Below are 25853 nucleotides of genomic sequence, written 5' to 3' on the forward strand. Positions count from 1 at the left end.
CATCATAACAGTTAAATAGCGGATTAAGTTACGATTATTTTAGTATAGCCGCTTTTTGCAATTTCACGCAGCAGGCTTCACTTTTTTTCCGTTTCTTCGTAGTATCATGCGTTTATCTTTCTTCATTGCCAGGCGGATCGCATTTAACAAAACGTCTTCCTTTTCAAGGGTCATCATCAACATTGCCATTATTGCTACCGCCATCAGCGTAGCTGTAATGATAATGGCTACCGCGCTGGTGAATGGCTTTCAGCAGGTGATACAGGAAAAGATATTCAGCTTCTGGGGCCATATACACGTAACACAGTACCAGCCCAATGCCGGTCCTTTAACAGAGCAGATACCCTTTGAGGCCGACAGCTCCCTGGCTGGCAGCCTGCTGCGCATACCCGGCGTTACCATCGTAAATGCCTATGCCACCAAATCCGCTATCCTCAAGGCAGAAAAAGATATTGAAGGTGTAATATTCAAAGGGGTGGATGCGCAATACAGCTGGCAGCGCCTGCAGCGCTTCCTGGTGCAGGGCCGGCCCATACATTATTCAGACAGCAGCTACGCGCCGGAGATCATTATTTCCACAAGCCTTGCCCGGGAGCTGCAGCTGCGGCTGAACGACAAGGTCATTGTGTATTTTATACAAGGCGGCGGCCAGCCGCCACGCGCACGCAAGCTAACGGTAACGGGCATATACAAAACCGGTATTGAGGAATATGATAAAACCTACGTTATTGGCGACCTGGGGCTCATTCGCAAGCTGAATAACTGGAAACCCGCCGAAATTGGCGGATATGAGATATTTGTAAAGAATTACCGGCAAATGGACACCATCGGGCAGCAGATCTATGCCCAGATACCGGACAAGCTGTTTGCGCGTACCATACGGGAAATATATCCCAATATTTTTGACTGGCTGAAGCTGCAGAATAAGAACGAAGTAATTATCATAGTGATCATGACCATTGTAGCCGTGATTAACATGATCACCGCCATCCTGATACTGATACTGGAGCGCACCAACATGGTAGGTGTTGTTAAAGCATTAGGCATGCGCAACTGGAACATCCAGCAAATATTTATTTACCAGGCGGGCTATATTGTATTGAGCGGCCTTATACTGGGCAATATACTGGGCCTGGGCCTGGCCTTTCTGCAAAAAGCCACCGGCTTTTTTAAGCTGCCCGAAGAGTCATACTACATGTCGGTAGCCGCCATTGAGCTGCGCTGGTGGGAAGTGGCGCTCATTAATATCAGCACGTTTGGCATTTGCCTGCTGGTATTGCTTATTCCTTCGCTCATTATCCGCAAAATAACACCGGTAAAAGCCATACAGTTCAAGTAATTACGAATTATCAATTAAATCAGCAGCTTGCTGCAAATAATCCCCGTTGCCACTGCTGCGTTCAGGCTTTCCGCGCTGCCCAGGCGCGGAATGGTAATGCGGTGCGCGCTGCGTTCCAGCACAGCTGTGCTTAACCCGCGCGACTCATTGCCAATAAGGATAATGCCCTCCTGTATAGTGGAAAATTCAGCAATGCTGCGGCCATGCAGCGTTGCTGCATAAGCAGGCACCCCGGCCTGTTGCAGCAGCGTGCTTATATCACACTCCGTTACCCGCACGCGGGCAATGCTGCCCATAGTGGCCTGTATGGTTTTGGGATTATAGGCATCCACGCAATCCGGCGAGCAGATCACCTGCGGTATACCAAACCAATCGGCTATACGAATAATAGTGCCCAGGTTACCCGGGTCTTGTATGGTTTCCAGCGCCAGCGAAATGGTGCCGCCAAGATCACCGGGTTCCTTTGCCGGCGGCACAGGCAGCAGCGCCATGGCCCGGTTGGGCGTGGTAAGGGCCGATAGCTGCCTGAGTTCCTGCGGCGTTACCACGTGCACTTGTGCTGCGGTGATGGTGGCTGGTAAAGGGCCCTGCTCCTCCAGCCAGTCGGCTGTTGCATACACCTGCTGCACCAGTCCGGCCTGCAGCAGCTCCTGCACAATCTTGTCCCCTTCCGCCATATACTGGCGGTATTTTTGGCGGTATTTTTTATGCTGTAATGATTGAATATGCTTAATTTGCGCCTTTGACAACATATGTCAAAACTATTTAAAAAATATTATAATTGTTTTCGCCGAAATGCAGCCGCCACATAGTTCCCATTCTCTTCACCCGAACTATACAGTACTATTACTGGTTGCTGTGCTCACGCTGGCGGCCTGCTCCAACACAAAATACCTCCAGAAAAACCAGGCCCTGTATGTAAGCAGCAAAGTAAGTGTAAAAGGCGAAGGCCTGGCTTCGGCCGATAAGCAGGACCTCCGCAGCTCCCTCAGCTCCAAGCAGCTGATGCTGCAGCAGGCCAACACCAAGTTTGTAGGCACCCGCATAAAAACATTCCTTTATAACCAGAAATACAACGAAAAAAAATCCAACTGGTTCTGGAACCTGATGCTGGCCCCGCGTAACCTGGAAGCCCCGGTGGTCTACGACTCTGCCAAAACAAAGGAGTCGCTGCAGCGGATGGTCAGCTATCTCAATAACCAGGGTTACTTTTATGCCACCGCTACCTACACCGAAAAAATCAGGCGCCAGAAAGCCAGCGTTACCTACCAGGTGAACACCGGCAAAAATTTTATCGTAAATAATATTTACTACGATATACAAGACACCGCCATACTAAAGCTGGTAAGGGATGCCGCGCCTTTTTCCCTTGTTAAAAGAAACATGGCTTACAAGCAGGATGCGCTGGTGAGTGAGCGCGAGCGGCTTACCCGCCTGGTAAAAAATGCCGGCTACTTCAAATTCAGCCGCGATGCCATAGAGTTTGAAATAGACACCCTGCACAAAGCGCTGTTCCGCAACCCGCTTAACCCTTTTGAGGGCATTACCAATATATTCAACGAGCGTAAGGGGCTTGAAAAGCCTACCATGGATATTACCGTACGTATCAAAAACCCCGAAGATACGCTTACAGCCTGGGAACGGTATAATATAGACTCTATTTATGTATACCCCGATTTCCCGATCAACGGCAACCCGGCCGATACCAGCTTTAAAACAAGCCATCACAAATACATTACCGTGCGCTCCCACCAGGAAATACTGAAGCCGAAAGTGCTTTCCCGGTCGGTGCTGCTGCGCCCCGGCGACCTGTATTCACAGCAGCAGCAAACCAATGCCATTAACCGGCTGTATGACCTTAACATATGGCAGTTTGTAACGCTGCAGTACCGGGAGAAAAAAGATACTACCAATAAGCTGGATGCCTACCTGTACATGACGCCTAAACGTAAACAGGAGCTGGGCGCTAACTTTGAAGTTAGCACCAGCAGCGATTACCTGGTGGGCAGCGGCGTAACTTTCAACTACCGGCACCTGAACGTAAACCGCGCCGCCAACCAGCTGGGTATTAGCCTGAACGCCGGCCTGGAAATGATCCGTAACCAGGACGACGCCTTTGTGCTGCAGGCCAAGCAGCTGGGCATGCAGGTAGACCTGATGTTTCCCCGTTTTATTACGCCTTTCCGCATCCGCAGCAGCAACCGTTCCACCATCCGCACCCGGCTGAGCGCCGGATGGGATTACCTTTCCAGGATAGACCGGTTCAAGATCAATAACATTAACGCCTCTTTCGGATATGAATGGAATGAAACGATTTACAAACGTTGGATCGTTAAACCCATTTCACTCAACTACGTTGGCGTAAGCCTGAACCCCGATTTCCGCGACACGGTAGTAGCCAAGAACCCTTACCTGAAAAGAAGCTTTGAGCCGGCATTTATCGGGGGCGAAAACATAACCTACATCTTTGCCAATAACGATATACTGCATAAGTGGCATAACTCTTACTTCCGCGCCAACATAGAAGAGTCGGGCCTTTGGCTCAACGGCGTTAACAGCATTATGAACGGCATCAGCGGCCATAGGAGCAACCTGGAGTCTACCACCGGGCTAACCATCTCCAACTTTGTAAAGCTGGAGGCCGACTACCGCCATTACTGGAACTTTACGCCCAACACTACCCTGGCAACCCGGATATATGGGGGCGTAGGCATTCCCTACGGCAAGTCGGATGTGCTGCCTTACATACGGCAGTTCACAGCAGGCGGTCCCCTGAGCATACGCGCCTGGCGCCTGCGCACCCTGGGCCCCGGCTCTTATAAAGATACCTCTGCCATTGCACGCATATTCCCCGACCAAACAGGCGATATGAAGCTGGAAGGCAATGTGGAGTTCCGCTTTGACCTGCTGCGCATGTTCAACGGCAGCGTAAACCTCAAAGGCGCTACCTTCCTGGATATTGGCAACATCTGGATGTTGAGTAAAGACGAGCTGCGCCCCGGCGGCGAGTTTCGCCTGGATAAGCTGTACCACGACCTGGCCGTGGGCACCGGCGCAGGCCTGCGACTGGATTTTACCTTTTTCCTGGTGCGGCTTGACTGGGGCATTCCCCTGAAAGTGCCCTATTATACCGGCCAGAAAAATGGCTGGTACCTGGATGAGTGGGACCTGGCCGATAAGAAATGGAGAAGGGAAAACATTATATGGAATATAGCCATCGGCTACCCGTTCTAGTCAATTACGAATTAGAGCGGTGAGCTGTTAGGGAGATGTTTTCCTGAAAAGGCAGTTTGTCCTCATTGCACACTTCCTCATTCGTAATTCGTAATTACTCTTGCCGCTGTGCGGCAATAAACGCCTCTACCTCCAGGGCGTCTTCCAGCTTAAAATCGCCGATGCGTGTTCTGCATAAGCTGCTCAGGTAAGCGCCGCAGCCCAAGGCTGCGCCAAAATCATTGGCCAGGGAACGGATGTATGTACCGGTGCTGCATACCACGCGGAAAAACACTACCGGCATTTCAATCTTAGTAAGCTCAAATTCCTTAATGAAAATATTGCGGGGCTCCACCTTTACGGCTACCCCCTGCCGGGCCAGGTGATAAATGGGTTTGCCGTTTTGTTTAATGGCGGAGTGAATGGGCGGCAGCTGCTGCAGCGCTCCCGTGAACTGTTTTGTGGTGGCATGCAGCAGCGCGGCGTCAATAGCGCCGGTATCTTTAAACTGTTCAGGTTCCGATTCCAGGTCAAACGTGGGGGTAACAGCGCCCAGGGTAAAGGTGCCGGTATATTCTTTTTCCTGTGCCTGGTATTCATTTATCTTTTTGGTCATTTTACCGGTGCAGCATATCAGCAGGCCGGTAGCCAGCGGGTCCAGCGTGCCGGCATGGCCTATCTTGGCTTTGGTTGCGTTCCGTACCTTGCGCACCACATCAAAAGAGGTCCAGCGCAGGGGTTTGTTAAACAGCAGCACCTGGCCTGTTTCGTAGAGATTTTTTTCCTGGTTTTGATTCATGGCGCAAAGATAGTAAACAACTAATGGCTTATATTTTTTTGCTATTTTAGCGGCTTATGGCCTTACAACAGCATAAAGACGCCAACCTGCGGTACCAGCAACAGGTAGATAATTCACGCACCTACGTATTGCCTTTTATTGAGCAGGCCATGCCGCTGGCAGCCGGCATGCGCATAATGGAAATAGGCTGCGGGGAAGGCGGCGTGCTAACGCCGTTGCTGGAAAAGGGCTGCAGCTGCGTTGGGGTGGACCTGGACCCTGTGCGCATTAACCTGGCTAATGATTTCCTGGGCAGCTATGTACAAAGCGGGCAGCTACGCCTGATCTCCAAAAATATTTATGATGTTGATTTCCTGGGCGAGTTCCGGCATTCATTTGATCTTATTATCCTGAAAGATGCGATTGAGCACATCCCCGACCAGTCCAGGATCATAGGCTATCTTAAAAACCTGCTTACGCCCGGCGGACAGGTGTACTTTGGATTTCCGCCCTGGTACATGCCGCACGGCGGGCATCAGCAGATCTGCAACAGCAAGGTATTAAGCATGCTGCCCTATATACATTTGCTGCCCCGCCCCCTGTACCGCGCTTTACTGAAAGCAGGCGGTGAGCATAACAGCACCATACAGGAGCTTATGGAAATAAAAGATACCGGTATTTCTATTGAGCGCTTTGAAAAAATAGTGAAGCAGCAAGGCTTTGCCGTAACGCTTAAAAAACATTACCTGGTCAATCCTATTTATAAATACAAGTTCGGGCTGCAGCCACGGGTGCAGTGGGGGCCCGTAACTCACCTGCCCTTTGTGCGGAACTTTGTAACTACCTGCGTGTATTACCTTATTAAAGTCAAATAAGGAACCGGCGCTCCTTGTATATTACAGGTCGTTCCATATCTCCCAGCTGGCTTCTGCCTGCAGCACCAGCATTTCATGCCCATTTTTTACCGCAGCGCCTTTTGCCGCCCCTTTTTGGAGAAACAACGTTTCAGCCGGGTTATAAACCAGGTCATATAACAAATGATGTTTTGTAATGGCGTCGTACGGCAGTGCCGGCGCCGCATTGGTGTTGGGGTACATGCCTACAGGAGAAGTATTGATGATGATCGTATGGGCTTCGATAACAGCTGCATCCAGCGCCTCATAACCAATGGCCCCGGCCTGGCCGCTGCGGCTCACAACAGTAAAGGGTATGCTCAGCTCTTCCAGCACAAACATAATTGCCTTGGCGGCGCCGCCGGTGCCTAATACCAGGGCATGGGTATGGTGCGGCTTTATCAGCGGCAGCAGCGATCTCTTAAACCCGATAACATCGGTATTAAAACCCTTTCGCTTGTCCTTCTCAAAGCGGATGCAGTTTACGGCTTTTATTTGCGCTGCCGCAGGACTTAGCTCATCCACCCAGGGTAATACCGCCTCTTTATAAGGAATGGTAACATTAAGGCCATGCAGGTTGGCTTTATGCTGCGCCAGCAATGCCGGGAACTCGCTAATGCTGGCCAGGGGAAAGTTCTCATACGCGCAGCCGGTAATGCCTTCCTGTTTGAATTTTTCCGCAAAAAATCCTTTGGAAAAAGAATGGCTGAGCGGGTAGCCGATAAGTCCGTACAGTTTCATGCCTTTTTAATTACGAATTACGAATTATCAATTACGAAATACGAATAATTACGAATGAGCGGCGGAATGCTAAACACCCAATGCTAATGCACAATTTCCGGACCACCAGGCGCCGGGTCAAAAAGCGCCCTGCTTCCAGTCGTAATTAGTAATTGACAATCCGTAATTAACTCATGCTTCTTTATTAAGGAACAAATGGAAGGTGTCGCCCCGCAAGCCAATGCGCATGGCTTCCAGCGCTATTACCTCGTGCGGGGCCAGGTTGCCCAGGTTTACGTTACAGCCTACCAGCTCCAGGAAATACAGCTGTTGTGCTTTTTGCGGCGCTTCCCAGATAATTTTTTCTTCCGGTATCTGGGTAAGTATTTCCTGTACCAGGCCTTCGCGCACCTCACCGCTGCCGCGGTAAATACCAACATTGCCGCTTTCACGTGCTTCGGCAATTACATACGTAGCGCCGGCGTTCAGCTCTGCGCGCATCAGCTCAATCCATTTATAGGGGGGAATAATATGTTCTGCATCCTTGGAACCCACTTCGCTAAGCACCAGCCCCAGTTTTGACAATTTCTCAATATAACCGCATTTTTCAGCATGGGGAATGGTAACCGACCCATCGGACACCTCCATGTAGGTAATGCCATATTCCTTGATCACTTTAATATACTCATCCAGCTGGTTACGGATCAGGAAGGCCTCAAACAGGGTGCCGCCAAAATAAACAGGGATATTATGCGATTGGTATAGCTCAATTTTTTCGCGCAGCCGCGGCGTAACAAAGGAGGTGCCGAAACCCAGTTTCAATATATCCACATGCGGCCCTGCCACTGATAAAAAATTGCGGGCTTCTTCCACGCTGAGGCCTTTATCCATTACCATGGTCAGGCCATGTGTACGGGGCTTTTTGGTACGGTTCGGGAGCTGATTAAGATTAAAATTCATGCTGTCTGTTGTTTATGCCAATATCAACCAAAGTGGAAAACCGGCGCAAAAATAAGAACTATCTCTAATTTATAAACTGATTTTGGACAGGGCGGTCAAACCTGTTTCAACATATTTGCCAACGGAAGCGGTATATATCTGTTAATGACAGGGCTGCCTGCCACCCCTGGAGCGTAAATACGTGCGCTGTTACAAAAAATAAAGCCTGCTCCCGGGGTCGGAAACAGGCTTTGTACAAATATTTTTACGCTTGGTTTTATTTTTTCTTTTTCCTGTAGCGGGCTATCAGCTCCACCACGCTGTTATGCTGCAGCAGCGTGGGGTCCAGCTCCACCATCTTTTTCAGCTGCCGGGGCGCCAGCTGCAGCGCAGTTTCCAGCTGCAGCAATCCTTCCTTGGTATACCCGGTTGCCAGCAGCACGGCTGCCCGGTAGTAAATAAACACCGGCTTGCGGCCCAGCTTCTGCTCTGCCTCATCCAGCTGCACAACAGCTTCGTCGAAAAAGCGGGCCACGTACAGCGCGCGGATGAACTCCTGCCAGGTAGTAACGCTTTGCGGTTTTATACGCAGGGCGCTCATAAACTGGATCAGCGCATCCTTGTTTTTACCCAGCTCCAGGTAGCACTGGCCCAGGCCAATGTAATACTCTGCGCTGTTCTTATTGATCTTTAATGCGCTGGCAATGGACTTAACGGCGTTTTCCCAGTTAGCCTCCATCATGTAGGCCAGGGCTATCTTATAATACAGCTTGTCGTCCTGCGGGCTTAAGTGCGATGCCTTGCGGTAATAATAACGCGCCTGGGTAAACTTGCGCATTTTCTCATAGCAGTGGCCAATAGCCTCATAAATCACATCTTCGGGCTTGGCTATTTCCAGGTGTTTCTGCAGCACCTCAATGGCTTCCTGGAACTTACGCAGCCGGATATACGCATCGCCCATATTGCGGTAGGCGTAATCGAACTTTTCATCAATGGCTACGGCATACAGGTAAGCATCTATGGCCTTTTCATACAGCTTCAGCCCCTGGTAAGCGGTACCCAGGTTAAACCAGGCCAGCTGGTTATACGGAAAATCGTTGATGATCTGGCTGTGCAGGCGTATGCTTTCTTCATTGCGCCCGGTATATTCTGTCCAGAAACAGATTTTATGAAGGGCTTCTTCATTATTAGGATCATGCTCCAGCGCTATTTTCAGGCAATCAAACACCCGGTCAAATTCCTCCCAGTCATCATACACATCCGCCAGCTCCAGCAACAGCTCCGTGCGGTCATCCCCGTCAAACTGTTTGATCTGCTCCTCCAGCACAGCCGCGGCTTTTTCATGCTGGTTCAGGGCCAGGTAAATATCTGTTTGCAGGATGTACAGGTTTATATCCGTACTATCCAATATAGCAGCTTTTTCCAACAGCTCCAGCGCGTCGTTGTACTTTTTGGTTTCTATCAGCAGGTTGGCTTTTTTCAGTAAAAGGGTGGAAGAATATGGGAATTGCTCGATGGCTATTTCTGCCGCCTGTATGGCGTTAGGCAACTCATCATGTTCATCATAATAATCGATGATCTGCTCAAAGGAATCTTCATCCAGGAACGAATGGGACTGGCCAGCTCTGAGGTTTTCAAACTGCTGCAGCAAGTCCCTTAACTCGTCAAAATCCTCGTTAAATAATGGAAAGTCTTGATTCATTATTGTAAATATAATACTTTTATTGAACCACGCAAATGCAGACGAAAGTGCGCCGTTCATGGAATTTTTAACAGAATTTTAGGTAAAATGCTTAAATTGCGTTAAGAATTTGTTATGATATATTGAAAAGTTTGTACATTTGTGATACAATGAAAACGAGAACCTTCATATTGCAGTCTTTTTCATTGTCCTGCTTACTGGCAGGCATGCTGGTTTGCTGCGTTTTAAGCGCACGGGCCAATGATCTGTCGTTTAACAACAGTGATAAAGACAAAGTAGCTAAGAAAACGGAAAACCGTTTTTTACTGGGCGCTATGACCATGCCCAAAACCAACCTGAGCCTTGACGGGTTCCGTTATAACGGTTCCTTCAGCTCTGAGTTCAGGCTTACTTCCTCCACTTCCTGGAATATCAAATCCGTAATGACCTATAAAAAAGGGAATGTAACGTTTGTACTGCCGTATAACCTGCAGGTGCAGCAGCCAAGTGCGGAACAGCAGCAGTTTCATAAACTACGGATAATATTGCCGCTAAAGTAACGCCTATAAGATTTAACTAAATAAAAAGAAAGAGGGTGTATCATGCTTTTGATACACCCTCTTTCCTTTTATAGCTTCAGGAGCTCAGCTGCCCATTTTTTGCAGTTCCTCCCTGCTGATCACCTTGTAGCCGGAGGTGGGCGTTTCAAACATAGCTGCCGGCACCGGGTGCAGATCTATATGGGTGGCTATTACAATCATCCTGGCGCCCGCCTTGGTAATAATCTCAAATTGCAGGGGAATGCCTTTCAGGTTTACAAACCGCCGGTTGTAATGCCTGTTTTCCGGCACCAGGTCGGGCGTATAGTACACTTCAAAGGTTTTACCGTCGGGCATAATACCGGTAGCTTTTTTACAGGTATACCCCAACAGCTCCTTCGTGCCCGGCTCATCCTTAAAACGGATGTTGCTGTACTGCTTCAGCTCCTTTTCATACTCTTCCCTGTCCGAGCGGATCAGGTACTTATCTCCCTGGTTATCGATCAGGGTTACCACGGCTTGGTCACGGCTATTAATAAGGTAAGTGTAGTGTACCACGTTCAGGTTCATGTCTATACGGCTCAGGTGGCCCCGCATATATTCAACAAGGGTGCTGCCTTGCAGCATGGCGCCTGCCTGCTGCTGGTCGGGGGGTAGCTCCAGCTTATACACAATTTTCATGTCAGACACCAAACGCTGGGCACTCAGGGAGCCGGTGGCCATACTGCCCACCAGGAGGGCCAGCAGCCATTTGTTAAGTGTTTTCATGTGCTTGATGCTTGTATTTTTCATAGGGTACAGTTAGGTAATTACCATGCCAGCTTTTCTTTATTCAGGAAAGCCTGTATGCCTTTCCTGCATTCTGCATGCTCACGGGTAGCTGCATTCAGGCGAGCAGCGGTTTCCAGGGCCTCCTGCAGCGGCTTGTCCAGCACCATGCCCACCAGCTGCTTGGTTACCTTCAGGGAGTTGGCGGCAGCTTCGTCACACAGGGCAGTGGCTATTCCATGCACGTAACCGTCAATATTCGCTTTTGGCACTACTTCAGTGATCAGCCCGTAGGTGGCTGCCTGGGCGGCTTTAATCAGCTTACCGGTTAACAACAGCTCCCTGGCCCGGCCCTCCCCTGTTTTACGTACCAGGAACACAGACACAAGCGCCGGTATAAACCCGATCTTTACCTCTGTATAGCCCAGTAACGCTTCGGGCACGGCATAGCTCAGGTCACAAATGGTTACCAGCCCGCAGCCGCCGGCAATGGCATGCCCTTCTACCTGGGCTATCACCACCTTATCATGCCGGTAAATCTGCAGCATTAGCTGCATCAGCGCCTGGGAGTCGGCCAGGTTCTCATCAAAGGTATTTTGCTGCAGCTGCCGCAGGTACTCCAGGTCGGCCCCGGCGCAAAAAGCTTCGCCGGCTCCCTTCAGCACAATCACTTTTACAGCATCATCCTCCCCCGCCTGCCGGAATGCCTGCTGCAGCTCGGCTACCATGGCGCCGTTGAGCGCATTGCGTTTTTCCGGCCGGTTCAGGGTAACGGTTGCAATGCGCTGCTGCACTTCATAACTGATAAATGAGAAGGTGTTTGTATGGTCGTGTAACAAGTTGACAGTTTTAGCCGGCCGGCTGGGCCGAAAAGCAATTTATTAAATTGAGTACAAATCTCAAACTAATTAAACGTGCTACGCTGCCGTAATGTTATACCCCTACTTCCCCGCTCATCATTTTGTTATTTCCTCAATCACCTTACCTACATTTCCGCTGGGCATCTGTATATGCAGCAGGGCCGCCAGGGTAGGCGCAATATCCGTCATACCCATGGTGCGGTTGCTTTTACCGGCCGGAATGCCCCATCCCATCCATACCAGCGGAATATGTGCGTCATAGGGGTACCACAGGCCGTGGGTAGTGCCGGTAGGGCCGCCTTCTATCCATCCCGGGGCCAGCACAATTTGTATATCGCCGCTTTGTTTGGCGTTATAGCCGTTTATGAGCATGGTGCGCAAAGGCTCTGGTAATGTGCTGGTCATCAGCGCTTTTAAAGGCAAAACGTTTACAATGGCCGGCTGTTTCATTAATTGTGCTATAATATAATCGGTTATGGCCTTTTCAGATTTTCCGGCTTGTTCAATGGCGGCATGGTTCAGGTACAGCTGGTAATTGCTGCTGCCCTGTATGGCGCCGGCTATGCCAAAACGGGCGTTTATGCTGTCGTTCAGTGCTTTTGTCACTAATGCGCCCTTAAAGGTATGGCCGGGCAGCTTATGCTCTTCCATAAAACCCGGCACATGGGCTACCCCATGATCGGCAGTAATAAAGAAAGTGTACTGCCCCCTGCCTATTTTCTTATCCAGGTAATCAAAAAAGGCCGCCAGGTCCTTATCAAGGCGCAGGTAGGTGTCTTCTATCTCAACAGAATTGGGCCCAAACTGGTGGCCAACGTAATCAGTGGAGGAAAGGCTGATGGCCAGCATGTCCGTTGCAGGACCGCTGCCCAGGTTATAGGCTTCGATGGCTTTTTTGGCAAATTCCAGTGTCATGGTATTGCCGTAGGGCGTGGCTGCTATCAGTGATTGGGCATTGGCACCCAGGTTATGCGGAAAGGAGGAATTTGCCGCGCCCCTGTATTTGCCCTCATACGCCTTTTCATCGGCCGTGCTGAGGGTATAGCTTTCAATGGGGTACAGGGTGGTCCATGGCGCTTTCAGGTACCGGACAGGCCACTGCTGGCTGTTAAAAGTTTGCACCCAGCCTGGCAGCTCGTTCATATAGTAGGTGCTGGTAATCCAGTTACCGGCGCCGGCATCATACCAGAACGCAGCATTGGCGCTATGGCCGGCCGGCAATATAGCGCCGCGGTCTTTAATGGCTACGCCAACCACCTTGCTCTGAAAGTTGCTGGCCAGGCGCAGCTCATCGCCAATGGTGCTGGTTAGCAGGTTGCGGGGGCTCATTTTACCGGCCGCGGTTTGGGTGCCTACGCCGTTCACGGTGCTATCCTCCGTGCAGTACACATCCCGGTGCTGCTGCGCATTCCACCAGTCGTTCCCGATAATGCCATGTACGGCGGGTACAGAGCCGGTATAAACACAGGTATGCCCGCAGGCCGTAACAGTAGGGGCATAATTAATTAATGTATTTTCGCAGGAAAATCCATCGCGCAGCAGCCGTTTAAACCCATTGGCGGTATAACGGCTGTAGTAACGGTACAGGTAGTCCCACCGCATCTGGTCCACCACCACGCCTACCACCAGCTTAGGGCGGTCAGCTGTTTTGGATGCAAGGGCTGCAGGGCGGTAAAAAGGCCCCGGCGATGTGGCTTTTTGGGCAGCAGTGCCCGGCGCTAAAAACAAACACGCTGATAACAGTAAGTTGCTCCATTTCATGATTGATACTTTGATTTTTTTTAACCGTCCTACGAAGCGCGCTGCAGGTTGGATTTTCCGTGCACTGTAGGAATGCCAGCTTCATCTGGATGACTGAAATTTTTATTGTTTTGGTAAGATGGCGACAAATGTAATGGGAAGATTACAAAAAGTAATTATTTAATACCTTTGTGGCGACCTTAATGATCACAATTAATCATTAATTAACATATGGATATATTTGAGAAACTGCTGAAACACAGAGGTCCCATTGGGGAGCACTCTGAAAGGGCCCACGGGTATTTTGCCTTTCCCAAGCTGGAAGGGGAAATAGGTCCCCGTATGAAATTCAGGGGCCAGGAAAAAATTGTATGGAGCCTGAATAACTACCTGGGCCTGGCCAACCATCCTGAGGTACGTGCTACAGATGCGAAGGCCGCAGCAGATTTTGGTTTAGCCGCTCCGATGGGTGCCCGTATGATGAGCGGTAACACCAATTACCATGAGCAGCTGGAAAAAGTGCTGTCTGACTACATGGGCAAAGAAGATACGACCTTACTCAACTATGGCTACCAGGGTATTATGAGCGCCATTGATGCGGTATGCAACCGCCGCGACGTAATTGTGTACGACGCCGAGTGCCACGCCAGTATAATAGACGGGCTGCGCCTGCACCAGGGCCACCGTTATGTGTTTAAGCATAATGATATAGCAGATTGTGAAAAACAGCTGAACCGTGCTGTAGAGCTTACCAAAACCACTGGCGGCGGTATACTGGTGGTTACAGAAGGGGTGTTTGGCATGGCTGGCGACCAGGGTAAGCTGAAAGAGATTGCCGCCCTGAAAGATAAATACGAGTTCCGCCTGATGGTAGATGATGCCCACGGCTTTGGCACCATGGGTAAAACCGGGGCCGGTACCGGCGAAGAGCAGGGCGTACAGGACAAAATAGACCTGCTGTTTAACACCTTCGCAAAATCCGGTGCATCCATAGGCGCCTTTATGAGCGGCGACAAGGCTATTATTAATTACCTGCGCTATAACATGCGCTCCCAGATATTTGCCAAATCCGTTCCCTTACCGCTGGTAATCGGACACCTAAAACGGGTAGAGCTGATGCGTACACAGCCCGCCCTGAAAGAAAAGCTCTGGTACAACGTAAACAAGCTGCAAAACGGCCTGAAGGAAAAAGGCTTCAACATTGGCCATACCAACTCCCCGGTTACGCCCATATACCTGCAGGGCGATATTCCCGAAGCTACGGCCATGTGCCTGGACCTGCGGGAGAATTATAACATCTTCTGCTCAATAGTAGTGTACCCGGTAATCCCTAAAGGACAGATCATTTACCGCCTTATACCTACAGCAGCACATAATGATGAAGATATTGCGCTAACCCTGAAAGCTTTCAGCGAAACCAAGCAAAAGCTGGACAGGAAAGAATATAAAGTAGCGGAAATACCAATGGTATAAGCACGCTGCCGGAAAATAAAAAGAGGGTGTATCAAAAGTATGATACACCCTCTTTTTATTGAGATACCTGGTGGAATGGGTAAAACACCCGTTGATAAATTAAAGAAAGAGGGCCCCGGAGGAACCCGGGACCCTTTCAACAAATCGTTCTTTCACTAGGTGTAAAAAAAAAATTAAAGCTTATAGCTTTCAGTAGGACATGGCAGAACAAATGGTTTCATAGAACTAGAAAACAACCAGATGGTTCTAAGATTTTATAATTAGGTTAAAAGTGATTCTGTCGTGATTAATGCAGTAGTTTGCTTCTCTCTATACATCAAAATTAGGCTTCCTGTACGTACAAAAGATCACACAAACATGCCATTTTGTTAACAACCTGTTAAACGACTTATGGTAAAATACTAATCCCCAATGTTCCGCGTTTGCACAAAATTTGTCATTTGTATAAACATATAATATATAAGTGGGATGCCCCGGCGCTTCATAATTAGGGTAATAAATACGTTTATTCCACTGTTATTCAAATTATGTCATTAAGATAAGCATACATACCGCCAACTTTGTTGGCTACGGCGTATAAGTATGCCGGCGGCGCTTTAAACCGCAAACCTATGTGTTACTTGTGCAAAAAAATTGTAATAAAAAGGGCAAAAAGCAGCATTCACCGCTCTTTGCCCTTGTTGTATTACTTACTATTACCCGTTATTCCAGGTGATTTTCAATAGCGGTATCATACAGCGCTTTCCACTCGGCAACCTTGCCCCAGTCTTCACCATCCACTATTACGTGCTCGCCTTTCACCACACCTATTCTTTCACTGCGTACGGAATGGTCTGTGGCATCTATAAGCCCGTGCAGCAGCGCTTCAAACTTCTCCTTGTTTTCCGGTCTTACGGTTACCACTACACGGCTCTGGCTTTCACCGAACAGGTATGCATCTTTACGGAAACTGCTGTTGGTATTTATGTCAAAGCCTAAACCGCCGGCCATTGCGCTTTCCAGCAGGGTAATAAACAGGCCGCCTTCACTTACATCATGCGCAGATTGAATAAGGCCGGCCTTATTCAGCTTGGCAATGGCTAACTGCAGCTGGTGCTCTTCCTCCAGGTGAAAGTGCGGTGCAGGGCTATGTTCAATACCAATAATCTTGTGCAGGTATTCGGAGCTGTTAATATCATTACGGCTGCGGCCAATCAGGTACACCAGGTGGCCTGCTTCCTTAAAGTGCAGGGTTATACGCTGCTCCAGGCTGTCCAGCACGCCCAGCATACCTATGGTAGGCGTGGGGTACACCGGGCCGTCGGGGCCCTGGTTGTAAAAGCTTACGTTACCACCTGTTACCGGCGTATTAAACTTGCGGCAGGCCTCACCCATACCTTTAATGGCATGTACAAACTGGTAATACACTTCCGGGTCATACGGGTTGCCAAAGTTCAGGCAGTTAGTAATGGCCACCGGCTCGCCGCCGCTGCATACTATGTTACGGGCGGCTTCCGCCACTGCTATTTGTCCGCCAATATGCGGGTTGGCGAATACATAGCGGCTGTTGCAATCCGTGGTTACAGCCAGCGCCTTTTTGGTGCCTTTTACCAGTACAATGGCCGCATCGCTGGGGGCATTGGTGCTGGCATTGGCAGTGCCCACCATACTGTCGTACTGGGTATATATCCAGCGTTTGGAAGCAATGTTAGGCAGCTTTACCAGCCTCTCTGCCACAAAGCGCGGGTGCAGGGTGTCCTGCACATTCTGTATGTCAAATGCTTTTATTTTTTCAAAATAAGCCGGCTCAGTATAAGCGCGGTGGTATTGGGGAGCGCCGCCGCCCAGCACCAGGCTTTCCGCAGGCACATCAGCCTCCAGCACGCCATTCATATAGAACTTCAGGTTGGGCTCTTTGGTTACTTCACCTATCTGCACGCAATGCAGGTCCCATTTATCAAATATCTGCAGCACTTCTGCCTCACGGCCTTTGTGCACTACTATCAGCATTCTTTCCTGGCTTTCGCTCAGCAGCATTTCCCAGGCTTTCATGTTTTCCTGGCGGGTGGGCACCTTATCCAGGTAAATATTCATGCCATGCTCACCCTTGGCGCTCATTTCTGCAGTAGAGCAGGTGATGCCGGCAGCGCCCATATCCTGCATGCCTACCAGCGCATTGGTTTTAATAACTTCCAGGCAGGCTTCCAGCAACTTCTTTTCCTGGAAGGGATCGCCTACCTGCACAGCCGGCAGGTCTTCCGCGCTTTCTTCTGTAATATCTGCGCTGGCAAAGGAAGCGCCGCCAATACCATCTTTACCGGTGGCGGAACCCACTATAAATACCGGGTTACCGGCGCCATAAGAGGTGGCAGATACGGTTTGTCCTACTTTAACAATACCCACGCTCATGGCGTTTACCAGCGGGTTGGTGCTGTAGCAGTCTTCAAAATAAGCTTCGCCGCCCACGGTAGGCACGCCAAAGCAGTTGCCGTAATGGCCAATACCATGTACCACGCCTTTCAGCAGGTGCTGTGTTTTTTTATCGTTCAGGTTGCCGAAGCGCAGGGAGTTAAGCGCGGCAACAGGGCGGGCGCCCATGGTAAAAATATCGCGGTGTATGCCGCCAACACCAGTGGCTGCGCCCTGGAAGGGCTCAATAGCGCTGGGGTGGTTATGGGATTCTATTTTAAAAACGCAGGCATAGCCATCGCCAATGTCTACTAACCCGGCATTTTCCTCACCGGCCTTCACCAGCAGCCGGTCGCCTTCACGGGGCAGGGACTTCAGCCATACAATGGAGTTTTTGTAGCTGCAGTGTTCACTCCACATTACGGAGTACATACTCAGCTCCGTAAAGTTGGGCACACGGCCCAGGATGGTTTTTATACGTTCAAATTCGTCTGCGGTAAGTCCCAGCTGTTCGGCAGTTTCAACAGTGGTATGCATTAATTTATCGGAAGTTTCTACAGTGCTTTGCATGTATTTTGGTAATTGTAGACAGTAGTATAAACGAAGATGCAAACCTACCTAATTTTCCTGCAATTGACAAGGGAAACAAACGCTATCCTGCCAATAATGACACCTGTACCAGCAGGTTGTATATGCCCTTTATTTCACAGGCTGTTATACAATAGCAAAAAATAGCGTACAACCCTGCTCACAGGCAAAACGTGCAACTACGTACGTTATAATATTCAGGGCCTTTTCAGCATTTAAAAGCGATATTATATCCAAAAGGCGCAATGGTGGCTGGTTCTATCTCAACGTTACCGTTTATACCGCTTGGGTATTACCTACGTAATACCAATTATATTATCATTTTTTTAATATATTAGTTTTGGAAACCAACTTATTCTTTTTTTTGGTTAAAAATCAAAAATCCTGCTCGTTTTACCCTTAAAATGTAATTTTTTACCAAAAAATAATAAACTTCTTGTTTATATTACGTAATGGATGTTTTTTTGTATAAAATTACTTTACTTAGTACAAAATCAATTACAGCATGCAATCTTTACGCTTCACTGCGCTGGAAGGTCTTTCCGGCGTTGATTTGAAAATTAAGCCCGATCAGCTGAACGGGAAAATTACCGAAGTGTTTGGCAGTAATGTCTTCACCGGAAAAGTTCTGCGCGAGAACCTGAGCGACGAAGCCTATAAAAGCTTAATGAACTCCATTAAAGCTGGTTCCAAAATCGAACGTAAGATGGCCGAACAGATCGCCGCTGGTCTGAAGCAATGGGCCATGAAAAAAGGTGTTACCCACTTTACACACTGGTTTCAACCCCTTACCGGTACTACTGCTGAAAAGCATGATTCTTTCTTTACCATTAAAAGCGATGGCTCTGCCATTGAAACTTTTGACGGCGATGCCCTGGTACAGCAGGAGCCCGATGCTTCCAGCTTCCCCAGCGGCGGCATCCGTGCTACTTTTGAAGCCCGTGGCTATACCGCATGGGACCCCTCCTCTCCCGCCTTTATTATAGAACAGGGATACGGCAAAACACTTTGCATACCTACCATTTTTGTAGCCTATACCGGTGAATCGCTGGATTACAAGGCGCCGCTGCTGAAAGCGCTGTCTGCCCTGGATAAAGCTGCTGTAGATGTATGTAACTATTTTGATAAAAATGTAACCAAAGTAACTGCCACCCTGGGTTGGGAGCAGGAGTACTTCCTGGTAGATGAAAACCTGGCTAACGCCCGCCCTGACCTGATCATGTGCGGCCGTACCGTTGTAGGCCATGCGCCCTCCAAAGGCCAGCAGCTGGAAGACCACTACTTTGGTTCCATACCGGAACGCGCCTACGCTTTTATGCGCGATTTCGAAGAAGAAGCTTACAAACTGGGTATTCCGCTGAGAACCCGCCACAATGAAGTTGCCCCCTCCCAGTTTGAGTGCGCTCCTATATTTGAAGAAGTGAACATTGCAGTGGACCACAACTCCCTGCTGATGGACGTAATGAATAAAGTGGCTAAACGCCATAAGCTGAAAGCGCTGCTGCACGAGAAACCTTTTGCAGGCATTAACGGTTCAGGTAAACACAATAACTGGAGCATGGCCACCGATACCGGTGTAAACCTGCTGGCCCCGGGCAAAACACCCAAGACCAACCTCATGTTCCTGACCTTTTTTGTGAACACCATCAAGGCCGTGCATGACTATGCCGACCTGATGCGCGCCTCCATTGCATCTGCCAGCAACGACTTCCGCCTGGGCGCCAACGAAGCGCCTCCCGCCATTATCTCCGTTTTCGTAGGTAAGTACCTGTTTGAAGTGCTGCAGGAAGTAAAAACCCGCGTAAACAACAAGTTTGATGAGCAGGATGAAGCCATCCTGAAGCTGGACCTGCACCGTCATATTCCGGAGCTGATGCTGGATAACACCGACCGTAACCGTACCTCTCCGTTTGCCTTTACCGGTAACAAGTTCGAGTTCCGCGCCGTAGGTTCTTCCGCTAACTGCGCTTCTGCAATGACCGTTCTGAATACTATTATGGCTAAAACACTGCAAACTTTCAAGAAAGAAGTGGATGCCCTGATAGAAAAAGGCGAGAAAAAAGAGATTGCCATCATGCAAACTCTTCGGAAATATATTGTAGATTCGGAAAAAGTTTTATTCGAAGGCGACGGCTATAGCGAAGAGTGGGCCGAAGAAGCAGCCAAAAGAGGCCTGCCCAACATTAAAACCACTCCGCAGGCGCTGGATGCAATGGTTACACCTAAAGCAGCCAAGCTGTTTGCCGAAACCGGCGTATACAACGAGAAAGAGCTGCATGCCCGCCATGAAATACTGCTGGAAGATTATGTGAAAAGAGTGCAGATTGAAGCACGTGTAATTGGCGACCTGGCTACCAACACCATTCTGCCTGCTGCTATCAGCTATCAGAACACGCTGATTGAAAACATCCGCGGTCTGAAAGAGATTGGTTTAGGTGAAGATGCAATAAAAGCCCAAAAACAAATAGCTGGTAAAATAGCTGAACATATTAATGTCATCAGTGAGAATGTACAGGCTATGATTGAGGCACGTAAAGTGGCAAATAAGCTCACCGACAGCCGTCAGAAAGCTATAGATTACTGTGAAAAGATTAAGCCGTACTTTGACGTGATCCGTTACCACTCCGATAAACTGGAGTTCCTGGTGGATGACAGCAAATGGGCGCTGCCCAAGTACAGAGAGCTGCTTTTCTTGCGATAAAACCGTAAGATTGTTTTGGTGTATGATTAGCCCGCGGTTTTTACCGTGGGCTTTTCTGTTTTTAAACCTTCTGCGCTCCCGGCCGTCTATACTGTGAAAACTATCAACTTATATGAAGCTGCTACCGGCCCTGTTAATAATGCTCCTTACCTCCGGAGCTGCTGTTGCGCAGGACAGCATAGTGCTGCACCGCCGGCTCAGCCGCCGCATAAAGCACGAGCTGGCCTTAACAGACCAGCAAAGCCGGCAGCTGCAGGTTATTGAAAACAGTTTTTACCGCCAGAGAAAAAGTATACGCCGCAATACCGCATTAAGCAGCGCTGAAAAAGATGCACAGCTGCTCCACTTACAACAAACACATGCTAACCGGGTAAAGGCCCTGCTATCTGTTACGCAGTATGTACAATACCGCCAATGGATGGCCAAACGCCAGGAACAGTGGCTGCACGCCCAGCGCCTGCAGGACCGGCAGCTGCCGGGTAAAACCACGCCTGGCAAAACATAATGCTCAGTCATGACTATTCGATAAAGAACAATTAGGTTAAGCAAGCCCCGTTCATCTTCTGGTGAACGGGATTTTTTTTTACATTTAGCTTTTACGGTACAAAAAGGAACAATCATGCAAAAAAGATTAGTGCTGCTGCTGTTGTGCTTACTGCCGGTTGCCCGCATTATTGCCCAGGAAAAAACCTATTGTAACCCCATTAATATTGATTACGGGTACTGCCCTATTCCCAACTTTGTTACCCAGGGCAGGCACCGCGCCACTGCCGACCCGGTTATTACCCTGTTCAAAGGCGACTACTACCTTTTTTCCACTAACCAGTGGGGCTACTGGTGGAGCCATGATATGCTGCAATGGCACTTTGTGCCGCGCAAATTCCTGAAACCCTGGCATCATGTGTATGATGAATTGTGCGCCCCTGCTACCGTAGTATTAGGCGATACGCTGCTGGTCATCGGATCTACCTATACCAAAGATTTCCCCTTGTGGATGAGTAAAGCTCCGCATACAGACACCTGGATGGAGGCCGTAGATTCCTTCCGGGCCGGCGCCTGGGACCCGGCATTTTTTGCAGATGACGATGGACGCCTGTACCTGTACCATGGCTCCAGCAACGAATTTCCCGTTTACGGGCAGGAGGTGGACCGCACCACCCTGCAGCCGGTTGGTGAACGCCGGGAGCTGATACGCCTGCACGACAGCATTCACGGGTGGGAACGGTTTGGCGAGCATAATAACAATACCTTCCTGAAGCCTTTTATAGAAGGCGCCTGGATGAACAAGCATAACGGCCTGTACTACCTGCAATATGCAGCGCCAGGCACGGAGTTCAGCGGGTATGGCGATGGCGTATATGTAAGCAGCCATCCCTTAGGGCCTTTCACCTACCAGTTGCACAACCCTTTTTCCTACAAACCCGGTGGATTTGCCAGGGGCGCAGGCCATGGCGCCACTTACCAGGATAAGTACGGCAACTGGTGGCATGTATCTACCATTGTAATCGGCACCAAGAATAATTTTGAACGAAGGATAGGCATATGGCCGGCAGGCTTTGACAGGGATAATATACTCTTTTGCAACACCGCCTACGGCGATTATCCGCATTACCTGCCGGCTGATAGCGTAAAAAACGGCAACCGCCTTTTTACCGGGTGGATGCTGTTGAACTATAACAAGCCCGTGCAGGTATCTTCCACCTACGGGGGCTATGCGCCCAACAATGCAGTAGATGAAAATATAAAAACCTACTGGAGCGCCGCTACCGGCAGCAAGGGAGAATGGCTGCAAACCGACCTGGGGCAGCTGAGCGCCATATATGCCATCCAAATCAACTATGCCGACCAGGATGCCGCCTTTATGGGCAAGCAGCCGGGCTTATACCACCAATACCGGCTTTACAGCTCTGCCGACGGTAAAACCTGGAAGCTGCTTACCGATAAAAGCCGCAACCAAACAGATGTACCGCATGATTACATTGCCTATCCAGCGCCTGTACAGGCCCGGTATATTAAAATGGAGAACATACATATGCCCTCCGGCAAATTTGCCATTAGCGGGTTGCGTGTGTTTGGCCGGGGCAAAGGCAGCGTGCCTGATACGGTAAAGGCATTTGTAGCCTTACGCGGCAATAGTGAGCGCCGCAATGCCTGGCTTAAATGGCAAACCGGCAATAACGCTACCGGCTATACTATTTATGCCGGTACCGCGCCCGGTAAGCTGTACACCAGCATTATGGTATACGGCGCCAATGAATATTACTTTACTGCAATGGAAAAAAACCAGCCCTATTATTTCTGCATAGAGGCGTTCAATGAAAACGGTATCGGGAAACGTACCGCCGTTATAAAGGTGGAATAACAGCAAACCATGCCGCCGTTACGGTACAGCCGGCGGCAGGCGGCAGCCTATGTATATACATATGCCTGCAATAAATGTCCTACAACCTTTGCGTATCAAATAATTATACGGCAGTGCCCGTTGCCGGCGGCCGCGCGGGAAAACAGCGTGGGAAAAGATGGCATTGCCGCTACTTAATCACCGTTTGAGGTGAGATACCGGCATAAAAAAAGAGGATGCACCCGAACAGGTACATCCTCTTATATTTTTCACAGGCTGCTGCTTTTTAAAGCAGGCCATATGTACATCTTAAAACTATACCAGCTTAAAGGTTTCAGTGAACTTGGTGGTAAAGTTGCCCTTACGGAAGTTCTCATCGCGCATCAGCTGCTGGTGGAAAGGAATGGTGGTTTTCACCCCTTCTATTACAAACTCGCTCAGCGCGCGCTCCATGGTGTTAATGGCTTCTTCCCTGGTTTGCGCGATAGTGATGATCTTGGCCACCATACTGTCGTAGTAAGGCGGTATCACATAACCCGCGTAAATATGGGAGTCAACCCGCACGCCATGGCCGCCGGGTATATGCAGTACCGTTATTTTGCCGGGAGAGGGGCGGAAATCGCTATAGGGATCCTCTGCGTTAATACGGCATTCAATGGCATGCATTTGCGGCGTATAGTTTTTACCGGAAATAGGAATACCTGCCGCTATCTTAATCTGTTCCTTGATCAGGTCAAAGTTGATCACCTCTTCCGTTACCCCATGCTCCACCTGTATACGGGTGTTCATTTCCATGAAGTAAAAGTTCCGGTGCTTATCTACCAGGAACTCGATGGTGCCTACGCTTTCGTAGTTAATGGCGGAGGCGGCTTTAATAGCAGCTTCGCCCATTTTTTCGCGCAGCTCCGGCGTCATGAACGGTGAGGGTGATTCCTCTACCAGCTTCTGGTGACGGCGCTGTATGGAGCAGTCCCTTTCGCTCAGGTGGCACACCTTGCCATATTGGTCGCCTGCTACCTGTATCTCAATATGCCGGGGCTCTTCCACGAATTTCTCCATGTAAATGCCGTCGTTATTGAAAGCGGCGCGGGCTTCTGTTTTGGCCATGTTATAGGCATTCTCCAGCTCACTATCCTGCCACACTACGCGCATCCCTTTACCGCCGCCGCCGGCAGTGGCTTTCAGGATAACGGGCAGTCCCATTTCCTTTGCCAGCTTTCTGGCCTGGTCCAGGCTTTCCAGCAAACCATCGGAGCCGGGTATTACCGGTACGCCGGCTGCTATCATGGTTTCTTTGGCCGTCATTTTATCGCCCATTTTCCGGATCATTTCCGGGGTAGGGCCAATGAACTTAATACCATGCTCGCCGCATATTTCAGCAAAGCGCGCATTTTCTGCCAGGAAACCGTAACCGGGATGGATGGCGTCAGCATTGGTGATCTCAGCGGCTGCCATCAGGTGAGGGATGTTCAGGTAGGATTCACTGCTTTGCGGTTTACCTATACATACCGCTTCATCTGCAAACTTCACATGCAGGCTGTCTTTATCCGCCGTACTATAAACAGCCACCGTTTTGATACCCATTTCCTTACAGGTGCGTATGATACGCAGGGCAATCTCTCCACGGTTGGCGATCAGTATTTTTTTAAACATTGGTCTTATATTAGTTGCCAGCAGCCAGTGGTCAGTTGTTGGCGACCGGAGCGGATATAATTTTCGGAACAGTCACTAACAGCTCACAACCAGCAACTTACTACTATATTTTATGGTTCTACTAAAAACAAGGGCTGATCATATTCAACCGGGGAAGCATCATCTACCAGCACTTTTACAATTTTACCGGCTACTTCGCTTTCAATTTCATTGAACAGCTTCATGGCTTCAATAATGCAAACCACTTTGCCGGGTGCCACATCGTCGCCTACATTCACAAAAGGCGGCTTGTCAGGGCCGGGGCTGCGGTAAAAAGTACCGATCATAGGAGATTTGATAGTAACCAGGTTATCTGCTTTTGCAGCAGCAGGAGTGGCTGCAGGAGGAGCGGCTGCTGCGGCTGCAGGAGCAGCTGCGGCCTGGGGTACCTGTGCAACTGCCTGCACGGGCGCTACTGCCGCGGGTACAGTAATTACCTGTTGTACCTCGTTGTCCTTTTGTTTTATGGTAATTTTGAACTTATCCTCCTCTATGCTCAGTTCACTGATGTTGGACTTATTGACCATCTTTACCAGCTCCTGAATCTGTTTAAAATCCATGTAGACAGTTTTTGGTTTAGAAATGTTCGTAGTTGATATGGATTATTCTTTTACTCTTTCAATGTACTCCCCGGTTTTGGTATTTATCCGGATGGATTCGCCCTCATTTACAAACAGCGGCACCATTACCGTAGCGCCGGTTTCAATGGTAGCGGGCTTCAGGGTACGGGTAGCAGTATCGCCCTTCATGCCCGGCTCTGAATAAGTAACCTTTGCCACTATTTTATCCGGCAGCTCCACGCTCATCGGCTGCTCGGTTTCGGTATTGATCATTACAAACACCTCATCCCCGTCTTTCAGGAACTGGGGCGCATCTACCATGGTTTCTGCCAGGGCTATCTGCTCAAAAGTTTCCTTATCCATGAAATTGTAGCCGCTGTCGTCCTTGTACAGGAACTGGAATGCTTTCTTTTCAACACGTACCGGGAAAATGGTATCGCCGGAGTTCCAGGTGTGCTCTATGGAACGGTTGTTATCTACACCTTTTAGCTTGGCCCATACCTTCGCAGCAGCGCGGGCTGTTTTGTTCTGTCCAAACTCTACAACAGAATATAAGCTGTTGTCCAGCTTTATGATCAATCCTGTTCTTATATCTGCAGTGGTAGCCATAAAATAGGATACTGATTTAGGTTTTAAAAAT

Annotated in this window: 20 protein-coding genes; 8 read left to right on the forward strand and 12 right to left on the reverse strand. The window is 49.4% G+C overall.

What is annotated here, in order from left to right:
• The first annotated feature begins 106 nt into the window (after positions 1–106).
• Positions 107–1339 carry an ABC transporter permease gene (locus VFS25_RS15105; RefSeq protein ID WP_326462998.1) on the forward strand — a complete coding sequence of 411 codons (1233 nt, stop codon included), beginning with the start codon at positions 107–109 and terminating at the stop codon, positions 1337–1339.
• A 14-nt stretch (positions 1340–1353) separates the two neighbouring features.
• On the opposite strand, the gene VFS25_RS15110 is transcribed toward VFS25_RS15105, so the two are convergent.
• Entirely contained in the window at positions 1354–2091 is a 738-nt protein-coding gene (locus VFS25_RS15110; RefSeq protein WP_414647744.1) for a TrmH family RNA methyltransferase, read from the reverse strand.
• A gap of 43 nt (positions 2092–2134) precedes the next feature.
• Between VFS25_RS15110 and VFS25_RS15115 the strand changes: the two genes are divergently transcribed.
• Positions 2135–4573 (forward strand): BamA/TamA family outer membrane protein, encoded by a 2439-nt coding sequence (locus tag VFS25_RS15115; protein WP_326463000.1) that lies wholly within the window; start codon positions 2135–2137, stop codon positions 4571–4573.
• Between the two features lie 94 nt (positions 4574–4667).
• On the opposite strand, the gene truB is transcribed toward VFS25_RS15115, so the two are convergent.
• A complete protein-coding gene (gene truB / locus VFS25_RS15120; protein ID WP_326463001.1) occupies positions 4668–5351 on the reverse strand; it encodes a tRNA pseudouridine(55) synthase TruB in 684 nt (227 codons plus the stop codon).
• A gap of 56 nt (positions 5352–5407) precedes the next feature.
• Here truB and VFS25_RS15125 point away from each other — a divergent pair, with 56 nt between their 5' ends.
• Positions 5408–6205: a class I SAM-dependent methyltransferase gene (locus tag VFS25_RS15125; RefSeq protein ID WP_326463002.1), complete on the forward strand. Its 798-nt coding sequence runs from the start codon at positions 5408–5410 to the stop codon at positions 6203–6205.
• Positions 6206–6226: 21 nt separating this feature from the next.
• Here VFS25_RS15125 and aroE read toward each other — a convergent pair whose 3' ends face one another.
• The 3 genes from aroE to VFS25_RS15140 all read right to left on the reverse strand — a co-directional run bounded on the left by aroE (position 6227) and on the right by VFS25_RS15140 (position 9584).
• A complete protein-coding gene (gene aroE, locus VFS25_RS15130; RefSeq protein WP_326463003.1) occupies positions 6227–6964 on the reverse strand; it encodes a shikimate dehydrogenase in 738 nt (245 codons plus the stop codon).
• 171 nt (positions 6965–7135) lie between these two features.
• Complete coding sequence (locus VFS25_RS15135) at positions 7136–7903, reverse strand: phosphosulfolactate synthase (protein ID WP_326463004.1); 768 nt, start codon at positions 7901–7903, stop codon at positions 7136–7138.
• A gap of 256 nt (positions 7904–8159) precedes the next feature.
• Positions 8160–9584, reverse strand: a complete 1425-nt coding sequence (locus VFS25_RS15140) for a tetratricopeptide repeat protein (RefSeq protein WP_326463005.1) — start codon at positions 9582–9584, stop codon at positions 8160–8162.
• Positions 9585–9733: 149 nt separating this feature from the next.
• On the opposite strand from VFS25_RS15140, the gene VFS25_RS15145 reads away from it, so the two are divergent.
• Positions 9734–10123 (forward strand): hypothetical protein, encoded by a 390-nt coding sequence (locus VFS25_RS15145; protein ID WP_326463006.1) that lies wholly within the window; start codon positions 9734–9736, stop codon positions 10121–10123.
• An 84-nt stretch (positions 10124–10207) separates the two neighbouring features.
• Here the strand turns inward: VFS25_RS15145 and VFS25_RS15150 are convergent, their stop codons facing one another.
• The 3 genes from VFS25_RS15150 to pafA all read right to left on the reverse strand — a co-directional run bounded on the left by VFS25_RS15150 (position 10208) and on the right by pafA (position 13491).
• Positions 10208–10870, reverse strand: coding sequence for a hypothetical protein (locus VFS25_RS15150; RefSeq protein WP_326463007.1), 663 nt, complete (start codon positions 10868–10870; stop codon positions 10208–10210).
• A 41-nt stretch (positions 10871–10911) separates the two neighbouring features.
• Positions 10912–11709: an enoyl-CoA hydratase/isomerase family protein gene (locus VFS25_RS15155; protein ID WP_326463008.1), complete on the reverse strand. Its 798-nt coding sequence runs from the start codon at positions 11707–11709 to the stop codon at positions 10912–10914.
• 117 nt (positions 11710–11826) lie between these two features.
• Positions 11827–13491: an alkaline phosphatase PafA gene (gene pafA, locus VFS25_RS15160; protein ID WP_326463009.1), complete on the reverse strand. Its 1665-nt coding sequence runs from the start codon at positions 13489–13491 to the stop codon at positions 11827–11829.
• A gap of 210 nt (positions 13492–13701) precedes the next feature.
• On the opposite strand from pafA, the gene VFS25_RS15165 reads away from it, so the two are divergent.
• The gene (locus VFS25_RS15165; protein ID WP_326463010.1) at positions 13702–14943 is read left to right on the forward strand and encodes a pyridoxal phosphate-dependent aminotransferase family protein; all 1242 of its coding nucleotides are present in this window, start codon (positions 13702–13704) and stop codon (positions 14941–14943) included.
• Positions 14944–15645: 702 nt separating this feature from the next.
• On the opposite strand, the gene purL is transcribed toward VFS25_RS15165, so the two are convergent.
• A complete protein-coding gene (gene purL / locus VFS25_RS15170) occupies positions 15646–17901 on the reverse strand; it encodes a phosphoribosylformylglycinamidine synthase subunit PurL (protein WP_326463011.1) in 2256 nt (751 codons plus the stop codon).
• Positions 17902–18424: 523 nt separating this feature from the next.
• On the opposite strand from purL, the gene VFS25_RS15175 reads away from it, so the two are divergent.
• From VFS25_RS15175 to VFS25_RS15185, 3 genes are all read left to right on the forward strand, one after another.
• On the forward strand, positions 18425–20620 hold the full coding sequence (locus VFS25_RS15175; RefSeq protein WP_326463012.1) for a glutamine synthetase III: 2196 nt from the start codon (positions 18425–18427) through the stop codon (positions 20618–20620).
• 112 nt (positions 20621–20732) lie between these two features.
• A complete protein-coding gene (locus VFS25_RS15180) occupies positions 20733–21125 on the forward strand; it encodes a hypothetical protein (protein WP_326463013.1) in 393 nt (130 codons plus the stop codon).
• A gap of 114 nt (positions 21126–21239) precedes the next feature.
• Positions 21240–22982: a family 43 glycosylhydrolase gene (locus tag VFS25_RS15185; protein WP_326463014.1), complete on the forward strand. Its 1743-nt coding sequence runs from the start codon at positions 21240–21242 to the stop codon at positions 22980–22982.
• Positions 22983–23276: 294 nt separating this feature from the next.
• On the opposite strand, the gene accC is transcribed toward VFS25_RS15185, so the two are convergent.
• The 3 genes from accC to efp all read right to left on the reverse strand — a co-directional run.
• A complete protein-coding gene (gene accC, locus VFS25_RS15190; RefSeq protein WP_326463015.1) occupies positions 23277–24614 on the reverse strand; it encodes an acetyl-CoA carboxylase biotin carboxylase subunit in 1338 nt (445 codons plus the stop codon).
• A gap of 110 nt (positions 24615–24724) precedes the next feature.
• On the reverse strand, positions 24725–25213 hold the full coding sequence (gene accB / locus VFS25_RS15195; RefSeq protein WP_326463016.1) for an acetyl-CoA carboxylase biotin carboxyl carrier protein: 489 nt from the start codon (positions 25211–25213) through the stop codon (positions 24725–24727).
• A 42-nt stretch (positions 25214–25255) separates the two neighbouring features.
• On the reverse strand, positions 25256–25853 hold a 598-nt coding region (efp, locus tag VFS25_RS15200; protein WP_326463017.1), incomplete at its 5' end, for an elongation factor P.

The sequence above is a fragment of the Chitinophaga sp. genome, assembly GCF_035761305.1.
Lineage (GTDB): Bacteria > Bacteroidota > Bacteroidia > Chitinophagales > Chitinophagaceae > Chitinophaga.

Bases quoted from the DNA above. Each gene is read 5' to 3' on its own strand.
- VFS25_RS15105 (WP_326462998.1), top strand. From the start codon at position 107: ATGCGTTTATCTTTCTTCATTGCCAGGCGGATCGCATTTAACAAAACG.
- VFS25_RS15110 (WP_414647744.1), bottom strand. From the start codon at position 2,091: ATGTTGTCAAAGGCGCAAATTAAGCATATTCAATCATTACAGCATAAA.
- VFS25_RS15115 (WP_326463000.1), top strand. From the start codon at position 2,135: ATGCAGCCGCCACATAGTTCCCATTCTCTTCACCCGAACTATACAGTA.
- truB (WP_326463001.1), bottom strand. From the start codon at position 5,351: ATGAATCAAAACCAGGAAAAAAATCTCTACGAAACAGGCCAGGTGCTG.
- VFS25_RS15125 (WP_326463002.1), top strand. From the start codon at position 5,408: ATGGCCTTACAACAGCATAAAGACGCCAACCTGCGGTACCAGCAACAG.
- aroE (WP_326463003.1), bottom strand. From the start codon at position 6,964: ATGAAACTGTACGGACTTATCGGCTACCCGCTCAGCCATTCTTTTTCC.
- VFS25_RS15135 (WP_326463004.1), bottom strand. From the start codon at position 7,903: ATGAATTTTAATCTTAATCAGCTCCCGAACCGTACCAAAAAGCCCCGT.
- VFS25_RS15140 (WP_326463005.1), bottom strand. From the start codon at position 9,584: ATGAATCAAGACTTTCCATTATTTAACGAGGATTTTGACGAGTTAAGG.
- VFS25_RS15145 (WP_326463006.1), top strand. From the start codon at position 9,734: ATGAAAACGAGAACCTTCATATTGCAGTCTTTTTCATTGTCCTGCTTA.
- VFS25_RS15150 (WP_326463007.1), bottom strand. From the start codon at position 10,870: ATGAAAACACTTAACAAATGGCTGCTGGCCCTCCTGGTGGGCAGTATG.
- pafA (WP_326463009.1), bottom strand. From the start codon at position 13,491: ATGAAATGGAGCAACTTACTGTTATCAGCGTGTTTGTTTTTAGCGCCG.
- VFS25_RS15165 (WP_326463010.1), top strand. From the start codon at position 13,702: ATGGATATATTTGAGAAACTGCTGAAACACAGAGGTCCCATTGGGGAG.
- purL (WP_326463011.1), bottom strand. From the start codon at position 17,901: ATGCAAAGCACTGTAGAAACTTCCGATAAATTAATGCATACCACTGTT.
- VFS25_RS15175 (WP_326463012.1), top strand. From the start codon at position 18,425: ATGCAATCTTTACGCTTCACTGCGCTGGAAGGTCTTTCCGGCGTTGAT.
- VFS25_RS15180 (WP_326463013.1), top strand. From the start codon at position 20,733: ATGAAGCTGCTACCGGCCCTGTTAATAATGCTCCTTACCTCCGGAGCT.
- VFS25_RS15185 (WP_326463014.1), top strand. From the start codon at position 21,240: ATGCAAAAAAGATTAGTGCTGCTGCTGTTGTGCTTACTGCCGGTTGCC.
- accC (WP_326463015.1), bottom strand. From the start codon at position 24,614: ATGTTTAAAAAAATACTGATCGCCAACCGTGGAGAGATTGCCCTGCGT.
- accB (WP_326463016.1), bottom strand. From the start codon at position 25,213: ATGGATTTTAAACAGATTCAGGAGCTGGTAAAGATGGTCAATAAGTCC.